Source organism: bacterium (genome assembly GCA_040753085.1).
Taxonomy (GTDB): Bacteria; UBA9089; JASEGY01; order JASEGY01; family JASEGY01; genus JASEGY01.
Genome location: JBFMHI010000019.1, coordinates 1 through 13933, shown reverse-complemented (window position 1 = coordinate 13933; position 13933 = coordinate 1). Strand labels below are relative to the sequence as shown.

11 protein-coding genes are annotated in these 13933 nt (G+C 46.7%); all 11 read right to left on the bottom strand.

The genetic code is table 11. The features are described from left to right. Positions 1-2: 2 nt before the first annotated feature. Positions 3-1061: a FliM/FliN family flagellar motor switch protein gene (locus AB1797_03915; protein MEW5766758.1), complete on the bottom strand. Its 1059-nt coding sequence runs from the start codon at positions 1059-1061 to the stop codon at positions 3-5. 13 nt (positions 1062-1074) lie between these two features. Then, on the bottom strand, positions 1075-1620 hold the full coding sequence (locus tag AB1797_03910; protein ID MEW5766757.1) for a flagellar basal body-associated FliL family protein: 546 nt from the start codon (positions 1618-1620) through the stop codon (positions 1075-1077). Between the two features lie 25 nt (positions 1621-1645). Beyond that, positions 1646-2260: a flagellar basal body-associated FliL family protein gene (locus AB1797_03905; protein MEW5766756.1), complete on the bottom strand. Its 615-nt coding sequence runs from the start codon at positions 2258-2260 to the stop codon at positions 1646-1648. A 92-nt stretch (positions 2261-2352) separates the two neighbouring features. Further along, a complete protein-coding gene (locus tag AB1797_03900; GenBank protein MEW5766755.1) occupies positions 2353-3144 on the bottom strand; it encodes an OmpA family protein in 792 nt (263 codons plus the stop codon). 17 nt (positions 3145-3161) lie between these two features. Then, positions 3162-3923, bottom strand: coding sequence for a MotA/TolQ/ExbB proton channel family protein (locus AB1797_03895; protein ID MEW5766754.1), 762 nt, complete (start codon positions 3921-3923; stop codon positions 3162-3164). A 37-nt stretch (positions 3924-3960) separates the two neighbouring features. Continuing rightward, complete coding sequence (locus AB1797_03890) at positions 3961-4224, bottom strand: flagellar FlbD family protein (GenBank protein MEW5766753.1); 264 nt, start codon at positions 4222-4224, stop codon at positions 3961-3963. Positions 4225-4812: 588 nt separating this feature from the next. Then, the gene (locus AB1797_03885; GenBank protein ID MEW5766752.1) at positions 4813-5946 is read right to left on the bottom strand and encodes a HemK2/MTQ2 family protein methyltransferase; all 1134 of its coding nucleotides are present in this window, start codon (positions 5944-5946) and stop codon (positions 4813-4815) included. Next, complete coding sequence (locus AB1797_03880; GenBank protein MEW5766751.1) at positions 5947-6354, bottom strand: hypothetical protein; 408 nt, start codon at positions 6352-6354, stop codon at positions 5947-5949. Positions 6355-6403: 49 nt separating this feature from the next. Further along, a complete protein-coding gene (locus AB1797_03875) occupies positions 6404-9469 on the bottom strand; it encodes a flagellar hook-basal body complex protein (GenBank protein MEW5766750.1) in 3066 nt (1021 codons plus the stop codon). Between the two features lie 381 nt (positions 9470-9850). Further along, positions 9851-10321, bottom strand: a complete 471-nt coding sequence (locus tag AB1797_03870; protein MEW5766749.1) for a flagellar hook capping FlgD N-terminal domain-containing protein — start codon at positions 10319-10321, stop codon at positions 9851-9853. An 832-nt stretch (positions 10322-11153) separates the two neighbouring features. Continuing rightward, positions 11154-13933: flagellar hook-length control protein FliK (locus tag AB1797_03865; protein ID MEW5766748.1), on the bottom strand; the 2780-nt coding region annotated here is incomplete at its 5' end.

Below are 13933 nucleotides of genomic sequence, written 5' to 3'. Positions count from 1 at the left end.
AATTACCCTACCTCCTTAAAAATAACATCTCCGCTTAATTCTTCGATGACCTCTCGAATTTGAACCCCGAGCTTGCTTCCAACCGTGCCTGGCGTAACCCTAAACTTAGCCTGCTCAGACACCTTTAGAAGTAAATTATCGGTTGCCTTGGTCTTTAATTTAACCACATCTCCTACCTGAAGTTGCACTACTTCACCCACCGTCAACCCTACCAGGCCTAATTCACAAACTACCGGCATCTTAACTACATTCATCCGCCTCTTCATCTTCTCCAGCGTCTCGGGATTAACCACCCTGACTTCCACATGCTTGTTTTCATCTTTGCCCTTTAATTTAGCCACCAAAAGACCCATCACCCGAAAAGGAAGACACAGATTTATTCCTCCTGATACTTGTTCTTCTCTCCCTTCAATAGCCAGGGTGGTCCTGGACAAAACTACCACCTCATAATCAGGAATGGTCTGAACAAATTCTGACATATTCTGCACCACATTAAGCACCTGGGACTTAAACTCAACCGCATCTTTCCAGGTCTCAGACCAACAGTCAAAAATCCCCTCAACCACTTCGGCCACTACTGAAGCCTCAACATCGGTTATTTTCCTCTCTAAATCTTTGGTCTCACCTAAACCACCCAGAGACCGTTCCAGGATATTGAAAGTTACCGCCGGCTCCAGCTCAACGAGGGCATCGGCGCGAAAGGGAGCCATATTGATAATAACCAGGATGTAAGGCGCGGAAAGGGAAGCAATAAATTCTTCATACTTCACCTGGGTGAGTTCGTCTGTCGTCATTTTTACGCCGGTTCTGAAACTTGCCGACAGGGACCTTTCCACCAGACGGGCAAAAGCTTCAAATCTCGGTCTGAGATCCCGAAGTTCCTTAGGCGAGAGTTGATCACTAACCGGCTTACGGAAGTTATACTCCAGAATCTTCCTCTGCCCTTCTTCTTTTTCTTTTTCTTCTTCTACGGCCTCTGCTTCCTCAGACACACCCGCTTCCTTAGTTGGCTCCTCTTCAGAGGCTTCTTCTTCCAGATCTAATTCCTCATCTTCAGCCATAGTTTCCTCCAAATTATTGAATCACCAGTTGTATATAAACCTCATCAAGCTGGCCGTCTTTCAAAACCTGGTTCATCTTCTTTACTAATTCCTTTTGAAGGGCAATCTTTCCCTCCTGAGTCTGAAGTTCCTTAAAAGTCTTATCCAGGAGAGAGGTATTGACAATATCTCTCAACTGAGGTACTCTGGCTTCCAGCTCTTCAGCTAAACCGCTATACTTCTTATCGTAGGCTGCGGTTACCTCAGCCGAGACCATGTGACTCTCTTCCATATCAGCCAACCGGGCCGTAATAGGATCATCTCCCAGAGGATATGCCAGCAGTGGCTCTTTCGCCTCTTTTTTATGTTCTTCTTCCTCAGCCACTACTTCTTCTTCGTATTGAATCTCCGGGGCTTTGGTCTTCCTGGCTACCACAGAGGCAACAATGGCGGCAATCAAGGCAGCCACAAGAATAATAATGACAATAATCAAAATCTTGACTATCGGTGAGCCGCCTTCTTTCTTCTTCTCTTCCTCTGCCGGCGCCTCTTCTCCCTCTTTTTTCTCCTCTTCAGCCATTTCACCTCACCCCCTTTCTCATCGGTTAGTCTTCTGCTTCTTTTCGTAGTTCTACAATAAGCTGCACATATATATCATCTATCTGACCATCCTGCAGGATAGCGTTGATTTTTTCTACCATCTCTTCTTTAAAGGCCTCTTTGCCTACTTTACTACCCAACTCCTTCTCTGTCTTGGTAATAAGAACATTATGAAAAATATCACGCAACTGGAATTTTCGATTAAAAAGCTCCATATCCAGGGTAGGATACTTAGCTTTATCCCCCAGGAGACGAACATCGTGCAGGATAGCCATATATTCACCCCTTATTTCAGGACTATCCTGCAAATTAGCCATGAGTGGTTTCTTTGGTTCAATGATTAAAAAACCAAGTTGAGCCTTTGCCTTTTCCGGCCCCCTTTCTTCTCTGGCCAACTCCAAAAAGCTGATGGTCCTCGGCTCCCTCCCTGCTCCGATAATATAACCTACCACTACTGCCGCTATAATAGCCACGATAGCGGCGATAAGGGCCAGCTTCCATTCCGGCATAGGAGGTTTTTCCACAACAGCTTCTTCTTGTTCCTCCAAAGCTTCACCTTCCACCGCCTCTCCATCTGCCAGCGGAACTTCTTTCTCCCCATCTTTCTCTTCTTCAGCCATAACTCACATTAACAATTAGCCAATAGCCAATAGTCCCTTTGGTCCCTTTGGTCCCTTTAGTCCCTTTGGTCCCTTTGGTCCCTTTGGTCCCTTCAGTCCATCAAAGGATCCTCGTGCCCTATTTCCTCTCTCCTAATGAGTACATCAACCCGCCTGTTTATCGCCTTATTGACAAGGGAATTATTAGGCACTATGGGCCTATATTCGCCGTAGGCAGCCATAGAAAGCCGTTTAGGAGAAATCCCTTTGGCTTCCAGATAACTAAGGACACCAGTAGCCCGCATAGAAGAAAGATGCCAGTTAGATGGAACTTCCCTCGTATGGATGGACTGGTCGTCAGTATGTCCTTCTACCACTATCTCATTGGGAATGGATTCAATGAGAAGGACAAGCTTATCAAGGATAGGTCTGGCTGAAGGCTTGAGGTTGGGGTCTCCCGGCACAAAGAGGGCCTTGTCGGTAAGTTGAACTATCTCTCCACGCTCGTCATAACGGAATTTAACCAGCCCCTGCTTCATCTCTTCCCCCATTACCATAGCTGCCCGCTCCTGTAAACCTTCCTTTTCTCTCCTTCCCTGCTCGGCTTCTCTGCCGGTAACCATAATTGGTGTCCCGCGGGATAACTGCTGGGTGCCTACCCCCATCGAAAGCAATTTTGATTTTTGAGTGGTCGGCCCTTGTTCCAGGGCCCCTAAGGCGCCCCGAATGGAAGAAAAGACAATATTTAGCTTAACCTTATCAAAGGTAGCCATGGAGACGAGCACCACGAAGAAACAGAGTATGAGAGTAACCATGTCTCCATAAGTAACCATATATTCAGGAACAGAGCTGCCTTCCTCGTACTCCACATTGGCCCCGCACTTTTTGCATTTAGTAATGGCCATTTATCTCATCTCCCCTTTTATCCCTCGGCGCCACGCTGGGCCGGAGCAAGGAAGGATTTTAATTTTTCCTCCAGGACCCTCGGGTTATCCCCGGCCTGGATGCCCATCATACCTTCTATCATCAAGATCCGATCCCCGGCTTCCCGACTGCTATAAACAGCCAGCTTATTTCCCATAGGGATACAAAACATATTGGCAATCATAAAGCCATACATAGTGGTAATCAAGGCCAACGCCATAGACGGCCCGATAGTGGATGGGTCATCCATATGCGCCAGCATATTGATCAGTCCAATCAGTGTCCCCATCATCCCAAAGGCCGGGGCCAGAGACCCCATCATCTTATATATACTGGTACAAGTGGCGTGTCTGGCCTCCATCCCGGCCAGGTCTGTCTCCATAACCGTCCGGATCACAGCCGGATCAGTCCCGTCAACTACTAACTGCAGCCCCTTCCGCATAAAAGAATCGGTCAAATTCCCGACATCGCTTTCCAGCGCTAGGAGTCCATCACGCCTGGCCTTCTCCGCAAAGGTGACAAAAGTCTTAATGATATCGGTGGGATTGGAACTATAAGGCATAACCGCCTTCAACGTCACGGAGATCAGATTAATCATATTGGATAGCGGAAAGGCCATCGTGACAGCCCCGATTGTTCCTCCAATAGTAATAGCCATTGAGGGGTAGTCGATAAACTGAGTAAGGCTTCCGCCTAACAGAATACCTATAACAACCATCGCGATACAAAAAGCCAGACCGCCTAAGGTCGCTATATCCATAATGTCTACCTCCGATTCTTATAATGATATAGTGGCGTTATCCAAGGTCATCGCTGGGCACTGACGAGGCAATGTCGTATTCTTTATCCTCAATAGGCGGATTCTCATTCTCATTCCCCCAGGAGCCCAGTCTTTGCCTGTATTCTACGATCCTATTGATAATCTCTTCTATGTTTTCAACCACAATGTATTTCCTGCCGGAAAGAAGGGTGATAACTGTGTCTGGAGTAGCTTCTAAGGTCTCAATTTGGTGGGCGCTGATATAAATTTTGGTTCCGTTAAAACGGGTAACCTCAACCATAACATACCTTCAGGATAGTTATTAGTAGCCAGTTGTTCTACTTCCCATCGCTAAAATCTGATGAGTGACTAATAGGGAAGCAACCTACAAGTCTTTTATTTGCTGACGGTTATTTATGTCTCATACTGTCTGCCTATCTATCTGGAGTCAATATACCACCTTTTTGAAAATATGTCAAGTAAAGCTTTAAGTTTTTTTTCTAAATTTTTACGGGACAAGAGAGTGCTCCTTATTTACGCCCCCTCTTTATCTATATATAGTATGTCTACAGAAATAACTACTACATTTTGTATGTCATCCAGGGGCAATCACCAATTGATCTTTGAATTTTTGGGTCCAGGCTCCACAAAACTCGAAGTCTGAGTCCAGATAATTGATAACAAAGTCTACCAAACTTACCATGGATCAGACAACCAGAGCCGCTTCTCAGTAGATCGAGGTAAGTCGGTGGCAGTTGATAGCTTATAACTGCCCAGGTGGTCTTATTCATCGTTTGGGCCGCTGGGAATAGAATCCACCGTTTACCCCGTCCATACCGTCCACCCCGTCTACCCCGTCCACCCCGTCCATCCAGTCCACATAGTCTATTCACCGATCACCGATTACTGACTGACTACTCCACCTGGTGAAAGTAAAGGCCTCCCCAGGCAGCACATTTATTACCCCATAGTCTATGGCTTCTATCCCTTGACTAACAAAGCTCTCAAGCCACCTGACAACTTCTTTCTTATAGGTATTATAATTCTTCTCCAGGGCTATAGTAAAGGTGTTGGAATAGGCTATTTGGTAAATGGAATAGGTATCAAGAAGGAATAAGGAGGTCTGATAAGGGCCATTATTAAGCCAGGATTTGAGTAATTCTTCCTGAGAGCGATCTGAAGTCCGGGCAAAAAGAGTAATTATCTGGCAATAGCCGCCTTCTTTCAGATGGGCCGACAGCCCCCTCATTATTTGGCTTAAAATATCGTGCCCCTTCTTACCTCCGTCACGATAAAAGACTTCATCCGATTCTTCGTGGGGCGAAGGAACAAAAGGCGGGTTAGCCAGAATGAGGTCAAATTTATCCTCTCCGACCGGTTCATACAGGTCTCCAACCACAAAGGAAACATTCTCCACCTGATTAAGTTTGGCATTAAAGCCAGCAAAATTGACGGCGCGTGGATTTATATCCACCCCAATTACCTTTCGAGTATGTTTAGCCGCCAGAATGGCCTGAATACCGGTCCCGGTACATAGATCAAGGGTGGAAGTCACTTCCCTCCTCACCGTCGAAGAGGCCAGATCAATTGAATCAGAGCCTATGTAATAGACCAGTTCGGCATCCTTTACTTCCTCTTCAGGAAAGAATTGGCGGTCCGAAGCAAAATAATACCCCTGATAAGGATAAATCTTTACTTGAGATTTAACCCGCCGACCTCTCTCCTTTATCCGAATCAATTTTATCTTTTCCAGTATTTCAACCTCAGAAGGCGTAAATACATGCTTGATGGCCTTAGCCTCTAATTCCTCCTCTAAAAGAAATAGCCTAATCAGGATATTTTCTGGGCAGATTTTCCGTAAGCGATGGGTATGGAGGGGAATATCCAGGTGCCTAATAATATAAATACTGGGGATATCCAGCCTTGAGGCGATGGCCTCTTCCTGGTAATGGTAATCTCTGAGGCGGCTCTTCAACATAGCCAGCCAGGAGGGGTCTATCTCAGAGAGTGAAAAGTGGCTCAATTAAACCTCCTTCTCGTTAGTGAATGACAGAAGACAGATGACATTGGGAATATCACAATTACCCTTGAAAGTCAAGGAAAATCTTGCTGGCCGGTCTTGATCATCGTTTCGGCCAGTCGGGAGAGAACCCACTGTCCATACAATACAGTCCAGATAGTCCACCCCGTCCACATAGTCCACCCCGTCCACATAGTCTCCACCCCGTCCACATAGTCTCCACCCCGTCCACATAGTCTCCACCCCGTCCACATAGTCCACCCCGTCCACATAGTCTCCACCCCGTCCACATAGTCCACCCCGTCCATAGAAGGCCACTGGCCGGCTATTGACCGCGAACCCCTGGACCGTGACTGAAACGATGATCAAGGCCTGAACTTCTATCCTGTCGGTAAAAAGGAAAAGGGGCAAGGCCCATAGGCCTTGCCCCTTAATTTATCCCGCTATATCAACCTAATAATTATGGTCTCAGACGGAATACTTCCTGAATTATACGGTCAGCCGTCGTTATGGTACGGTTATTGGCCGTAAATCCACGTTCTGCGATGATCATATTGATAAATTCTTCCGTCAAATCGACGTTGGAGTTCTCCAGCGTCTTGGAAGCAATACTTCCCTTGCCGCTCTCTCCAGCCACGCCGATGACCGCCTCGCCAGAATTACCGGTCTGCTTAAACATGGTTCCCGCTACCTGGTCCAATCCACTGGCATTGTTAAAGGTAGCCAGGGCCACTTGAGCCATATCCTGGTTCTTACCATTGGAATAGATACCAATGACTACCCCAGTGGTATTAATATTAATATCCTGGAGTTCCCCTTTGGCGTATCCATCCTGATCATTAGCATAGACATTTGAGTTATTAGCGGCAAACTGCACCACCTGAGAGAAGTCAGGAGCTATCTGGACATCATCAGCTCCATACTGATTCGGTGGAGAGCCGCCCTGATCATTGTCATAAGGAAGCTCTGGAGGATCAAAATATATCCCCTGGAAGCCAACACTCCCCCCATAAACGCTCCCGCCGTCATCATCAAAGGTCTTCGGATCAGACGGAGACTGGAAGACAGTGGAAAGCTCTTTGTTATAGGTCCCATCATCATTAAAGATCATAGTTCCATAACCGGCCACTTTGCCCTCTTCCACCGGGTCCAGAGTATGCCAGAGCCATTTATTGGTCTCCAGCCTTTCAAAGACGAATTCAAGCTCATTGGCCACACCCAGGGAGTCATAAACTGCCTCGGCCGTCTTATAGAGATAGTCTTGATCTCTCTTCAATTCAGCCGTGACCGGTGAGCCAGTATCGGCCTGAATCGTCCCGGCAATATCCTCTTTCTCCTCGCCCATATTTACGGCAAAGGTGATCTGCTGTTGATCTCGGACATCATTGGGAATAAAGACAGCCACATCATTGCCGTTAAATCTGAGGGTAAAATAGTCCCGACCGGTGACGGCACTCTTCGTCACCCAATCGTCATTGGTGGCATCCGGGATTTCAGTGTCTAAGTCCAAAACCTCATTACCATTCCCGCCATTGATCGCCTCTTCAGTATTCTTGAAGTTGTTGACGACATAGCCCGTCTCGCGATCAATCTCTAAAATCCCGCCGGTAGCCGCCAGGATCCTTTCATTATTATCCGCCGCCTTCATCATATTTATGGCGGTAAAGAACCCCGTCTCACCAGCCCCAGGATTTTGAGATATCTTTAAATCAGCGCCGGCTGTTTTGGCGTTGATGGTAAACTTATCAGCCCGGGCATCATAGGTCATAACCGCATCGGCTGCATCTGAGTTGTTTATCTCGGTCATCAAGGCGTCAATGCTGGTGTAATTCGCATCCGTCAGGAGCTGTGAGGTCCAGTTATTAATAGTAATAGTCCCACCAATCGCCGCAGTGGCCCCTTCTGGAACAAGGGCTGATAGCCCGGTGATATTCGTGGTTCTGGTATCGATGTAACTGGTCGCATGGGGATCCTCAGTCACATCACCGCTGCTCACAAACTCAGGCAAGACAGGATCCCTCTTATTAGCCGGATCGATAACCTGCCAGCTATAGTAGTCAGTTCCAGGATTCTGAGGATCAAAGAGATGCTTAAACTCGATCTCAAGTGAGACCTCGGTCACCGCTGTCTTGGGAGCTGGAGCAATAACCTTCTCCGCGGTCGCTCCGCCAGCCATAAGTTGAATAGCATGGAAGAACCCGGTGTCCACTCCCGTAGTTCCAACGGTATCCACATCCTGGATGGTCACCGTGGCCCCTTCCGTATCTCCTTTGATACTAAACTTTCTGGTAGCCACATCATACTCCATCGTCACACCCGCCGCCTCACTGGCGTTGATCTCCGTCAAAAGATCATCGATGGTGGCATATTTTCCTGAACCAAGTGTATCAGAAATATAGCCATTGACCTTCACCTTAGTAGTAGTATCCAGACCGACAAAATTAATATCGGTAATGGCATTGACATCAGTATCCAGAGGTGTCCCTGTAACCGTAGTCACCGTGCCTGAGGACTCATCTTTGGCTACGTCAGTGGGCAGAACCGGGATATTGATCTCGCTGAAGAGTCCCACCTGACCAGCCGCCGTCCCAGCGGCCGTAACATTCTCCGCCAACTTTATCGTGCCGCCCGGAATATCAGCCTTGATCTCAAATACATCATCTTCGGAAATGTATCTCATAGTCACATTGGCCGTAGAAGACTCATTGACCTCCTTCATAAAGGCATCGATGCTGGCATAGCTATTCAACCTCTTTGAGGTATAGCCATTAATGGTGACGGTGCTGTTCAGATCAAGATAATCAGGATCCGTACCCGCATCAGCCCCATCATCAAACCCGGCTAAGGCAAAGGTCCTGGTGGTATCCAGACGACCTTCTCCTGCCTCAGTTTGACCGACTACTCTATGAGTGCTCACAATCGGGGCGGTAAATTTAAGATCGATAGTATCTATGGCGGTGTTCTGCTCAGAATTCAGATTGGCCTTGAAGCCGATATTCTCCGTGGCCTTAGCCGCCATAATATCTTTTTTGTCGATATAGATGTCCCCTAACTTATTACTGGTATCAATATAGTTAGCGCCCGTGGCCACATCCACCTGGGCCGTCCAACCCTGAACCAGAAAACCATTGGCCGGATTAACCAGCATGCCCTTGGCATCTAGGTCAAAGGCCCCCGCCCTGGTATAATAGGATTCATCACTGATACCATCACTCATGATGAAGAAACCTTCACCATTAATAGCCACATCGGTCGTCTTCCCCGTGGTTTTTAAGCCCCCCTGGGTGTGGAGAACCTGCATCGTGGCGTTGGCTACACCCAAACCCCTCTGTTTGGGATCAATCCCACCCTGTCCTTCTCGAGGAGCCACCGCATAATCTTCTCTCTGGCTTAAGAGATCCTGGAAGGTAACCCGGGTTTGCTTAAAACCAATCGAGTTGACGTTGGCAATGTTGTTACCAATCACATCTAGCCATTTCTCGTGCTCTTTAACACCAGTTAGGCCAGTCCATAACTCCTGTATCATTTGTTTGACCTCCTTATTGCTGAATTTTAGTTCTGGGACGTAACGTTGTCCATCCTTGTTCAACGCTTAAGAAGGTCTACTTCTTTATTGGTCCGAGATAAATTAGTCCCATCCATTGAACCTTTAGTTGGGATTCCTGGAGCTTACCACCTCCTTCTTCATAACCTTTACTTGAATAATTATCTAAGTATCACCTCCTCATAAATGAAAAACTTTGCTCTCGCGAATCAATCTTACGAAAGAGCTTACACTTTTTTCGTTGCGCTTGATTTTCCCCCGTTGCTCTGCAACTCAAGACTTTAACCCTGCCCCTTCCCTCACAAGCCTAAAGGGTTGAGCTATAGAGCACTCAAGAAGAAAACTAACCCCAACGTATAATAGTTATTCGACCTGCCCAATCTCCTGAATGTCTTCCAATTTAATATTGGTAGCCACTTCTTTATTGGTTTGAGTGGGATAGTCGAAAACACTCAAAGTTAACCTCGGCTCTTGATCCACAAATCTTATCTTGCTTACCGTACCTGTCACGGTCTCACCCCTTTCAGACACGGGATCAATGGCCTTCACATGGGCCCCCAGTAAAGACAATGTTCTCGCTTGAGGAGACCCGACCGCCGCCATAAACTTTTCAAACTGGTCATTTAAGTTGGTCATCTGCTCCAGTGATGAAAACTGGGCTAATTGGGCAATAAAGTCCTTGTCTTCCAACGGCTTAGTTGGATCCTGATTCTGAAGCTGGGTAATAAGGATTTTTAAAAAATCATCCTTGCCCATCGTGACCTCTTCTTTTTGGGCTTGCCCCTTCGCAAAGGCAGTACTTAAAGAAGATTCCACGCCACTTGTAAGCGCCATTCTTTTCCCTCCCCTCCATTTTTAGTTAGCCTTTCGCCTTTAGTATTTAGCAGTCGGTAGAAACACTGACCACCTAGTCCACCCCGTCCACCCCGTCCACCCCGTCCACCCCGTCCACCCCGTCCACTCCGTCCACACCGTCCACACCGTCCACACCGTCCACACCGTCCACACCGTCCACACCGTCCACACCGTCCACTCCGTCCACCCTGTCCACACCGTCTATAAAAGGCAACCCGCCAGCTATTGACCGTGAACCGTGGACCATGGCCGAAACGATGAACAAAACCGTTTCACACCTACTGGAGTCAAAAGCTTATTTTCCCGCAACGACGCTCAGATCACAAAAGTTGCTAACTTAGATCGAGACCGATTAGGCCGCGCAATTGTTCGTAGTCCATGCAACGGAGTGAACCCCGGGAAAACACCCGTATCACCACGAACTCGATTGCATTTTGGTTTTGTGAAAATTGCAAGAACTGACACTCTCTCGAGAAATTCGCGTTGGTTCTCGTTGTCTGGCAGGTCCAGATAACCTAATTTCACAAATCCTACGTGCAATCAATGTAATTCACTAATCAATGGAAAACTTGCGCCGCTTCACAATTACGACATTTTCCATTTGTCTCCATCAGCATCCTTTGTGTCTTTGCCCCGTTGCGAGAAATCTATCTTATTTTGTAATCGTTCACCACAGAGACACTGAGACACGGAGAATGATTTTAGAAAAAACACTTAATACCTGTTTTGAAAGACGGAATTAAGAGACTTGTCCTTTAGATTTTTCTCAGTGTCCTTGTGTCTCCGTGGTGAGGTGAACGGTTACTTATTTTTAAGCCATATAGTTGACATTCTCAGCCAACCACGAGAAAGGACGACTTCTTATCTCCTCATCAAGTTCTTCGGTAACAACTTCATCCGCCGGGATTTCATTTAGACCCGATCTCTTCTTCCGGGATGATTTATCTTTTCCGGAATAAACCTCCTGGCCTTTCCGCTCTTCCCCTTCACTTCCTTCCCTTACCCAAACATCCAGAGAATCAAGCTCAAGTCCTGATTCCTCCATAGCCTCTTTTAAAAGAGAGAGGTTAGATTCAACCATTGCGCCCACCCGGCTGCTTGGGGTAATAAACCTGACCCAGATCTTTCCTCCCCTATCACGACCTACCCTAACCATCAAAGGCCCCAGATGTTCGGGTCTGATTCTGATCAACATTTCAGCCCGACCCTCCTGAATAAGAAGCCTTACCTTTTTAACCAGTTCGTAAAGAAAGGACTGCCTGAGGTTAGACTCACCTTTATCTCCGCCCGCCGCAGGGGCTAAAGCCGTTAATATATCTATCTCCTTCAGACTCGCTCCAGAAGCGCCTACCTCCTCTGGCTGAGAGGTCGATCTCCATCTCTTGATCCTGGGGAAGGTCTGATAATATTGTCTCCTTTGTGGTTGATCTTGCTCTCGTTCATCTCTCTCTTGTTCTTTATCCTGACCGAAAGAGGAATCGGATTCGTTTTCCGTTTCCACCTTTTTGTCTTGCTCAGATAACTTAGGTCTATCCCCTTTTCCGCTTTCTGAAATATCCGAGGAACACTTTTCTTCCTTCTCAGAGTCACTTTCTTCTTGACTCTGGTGTTTCTTTTCTACCGTTTCTCCGCTTATCTCTATCTTCTTCCCGTGATCTAAGCCCCTAATATCGGAAGAATATTCCTCCCCCTCAGCTAATTTATCTGACGCCTCTGACAAAATATCTCTCAACGCCTCATAAATAACTGTATCATCTCTTCCAACCAGAGCATTGAGCGTTTTAGCTTTTTCAGCCAACCATTGAGGATCCGGATTCCAACCCTTTTCTGTCTTAACAACCGTCTGACTTGAAATGTCTACTTCAGTAAGATCCAGCTCCTCCGCCAAAAACCCCTTGAATCGGCTGATGGCTTCAGAAATTACCCTTTCTCCCTCTTGAATCAAGTTTTCTATTCTGGCCGCCCGAGCCGAGAGGTCTTCGACTTTCAACCCCTCAGTCTGGATTGATTCAATCGCTTCCCGAAGATTACTTACCGCTTCCCTGATTTCGGATTGATTATCTATCACCTGCCGGTTTATGCTTACAGTTTCCCCCTCTAAATATGAAGCACCTAATACTTTTTTCGTCATTTCTTCGGTTTTACTTAATACCTTTTGAGCCTTATTTTGCAGTTTTTCCACGATTTTTCCTATATTTCCAATTTTTTCTGATAGCGCACTTATGTCGCCGGTTAAATCGTAGGTTCCTTTTGAATCTTCTCTTCCTTTCCCCTGGCTTTTCATTATTTTTTCTTTATAATAATCTCTTTCAGCTTCCATTTTTTCAGCAAGCTCTGAACCTAAATTAACTATCCGGCCTATCTCTTTTTCTAAATCAGATATAAACTCGTTTTTCCTGGCTTCCAGAGAAGTTAAATACGTCTCTTCCACCCTTGCTGTGGCCTGACTTAGCCCCTGTTTCAATTTAAATATCTTACTGGCTATATCCTTCAAAATATCCCCTGATTCTAATAGCGGATGACTCTCATCTCCTCCCTCTGTCTCCCTTGCCTCCATTCCCAGGCTATTCTCTCCTCTACTCAACCCTTTCTCTTCGCTCTCATCTCTTCCCTCTGTCTCCTTTACCTCCATTCCCAGGCTATCTTCTCCTTTGCTCAGCGCTATCGCTGGGGATTGAGTATTGTAGATTGCAGATGGCAAATCGCTTTCATCTCCTCCTATATCATATCTTATTCCCTTGTCTATCTTACTATTTTCCAAACCACCTACTTCCCCAACTTCTATTCCTTCAGTCTTGATCTCTGAAACTTCGGCCTCATTATCAGTTACATCCTGTATCAGAACATCCTGTATCAGAACATCCTGCATCAGAACATCCTGGACAGCGTCACTCCCTCCAGAATCAGTTATTTCTCTGACCTCTATTTCTTCAAACCCACGCTTCGAAGTCTCATCCACCTTTTCAGTTACTTTTTCTACCAAAACCTCCGAAATTGCTACACCCTCTTCATAATCGGTTGTTTCCTCAACTTCCACCTCTTCAGTCTCAATCTCCAATATCCCGATGACCTCATTATTTACTTCTTGCATCACAACTTCCAGAACAATAATATTTCCTTCAAAATCACCTGCCTCCTCAACCCATACTTCTTCAACCTTGATCTTCGCAGCCTCAGCCATCTCATCGCTTACCTCCGCAACCTCTACCTCTTCAGCCTCGACCTCTACCTCTTCAGTCTCGATCTTCGAAAGCTCGACTGCCGCTTCGGTTGTTTCCGCAACTTCTACTCCTTCAGTCTCAGTCCCCGCAGCCTCAACTACCTCATCTTTAAATTGCGCACCCACTTTGTGGGTACCCGGGATTGCGGATTGCGAATTGTAAACCTTCTCAAGGTCTTCTGATCGATCAACCACACCTTCAACTCCAATCTCGCCTGCTTCTGCAACCTCTGCTTCTTCAGATCCAATCTTCGCAGCCTCAACTACCTCATCGCTCGCTTCTTCAACCTCTCTTCCTTCAGCCTCGATCTTTGCAGCCTCAAACCTTCCAGCCTCCGCTACTTCATCGCTTATTTCCTCGACCTTTATCT

Excerpts from the sequence above, each read along its gene's own strand:
- AB1797_03915 (MEW5766758.1), bottom strand. The coding sequence starts at position 1,061 with ATGGCTGAAGATGAGGAATTAGATCTGGAAGAAGAAGCCTCTGAAGAG.
- AB1797_03910 (MEW5766757.1), bottom strand. The coding sequence starts at position 1,620 with ATGGCTGAAGAGGAGAAAAAAGAGGGAGAAGAGGCGCCGGCAGAGGAA.
- AB1797_03905 (MEW5766756.1), bottom strand. The coding sequence starts at position 2,260 with ATGGCTGAAGAAGAGAAAGATGGGGAGAAAGAAGTTCCGCTGGCAGAT.
- AB1797_03900 (MEW5766755.1), bottom strand. The coding sequence starts at position 3,144 with ATGGCCATTACTAAATGCAAAAAGTGCGGGGCCAATGTGGAGTACGAG.
- AB1797_03895 (MEW5766754.1), bottom strand. The coding sequence starts at position 3,923 with ATGGATATAGCGACCTTAGGCGGTCTGGCTTTTTGTATCGCGATGGTT.
- AB1797_03890 (MEW5766753.1), bottom strand. The coding sequence starts at position 4,224 with ATGGTTGAGGTTACCCGTTTTAACGGAACCAAAATTTATATCAGCGCC.
- AB1797_03875 (MEW5766750.1), bottom strand. The coding sequence starts at position 9,469 with ATGATACAGGAGTTATGGACTGGCCTAACTGGTGTTAAAGAGCACGAG.
- AB1797_03870 (MEW5766749.1), bottom strand. The coding sequence starts at position 10,321 with ATGGCGCTTACAAGTGGCGTGGAATCTTCTTTAAGTACTGCCTTTGCG.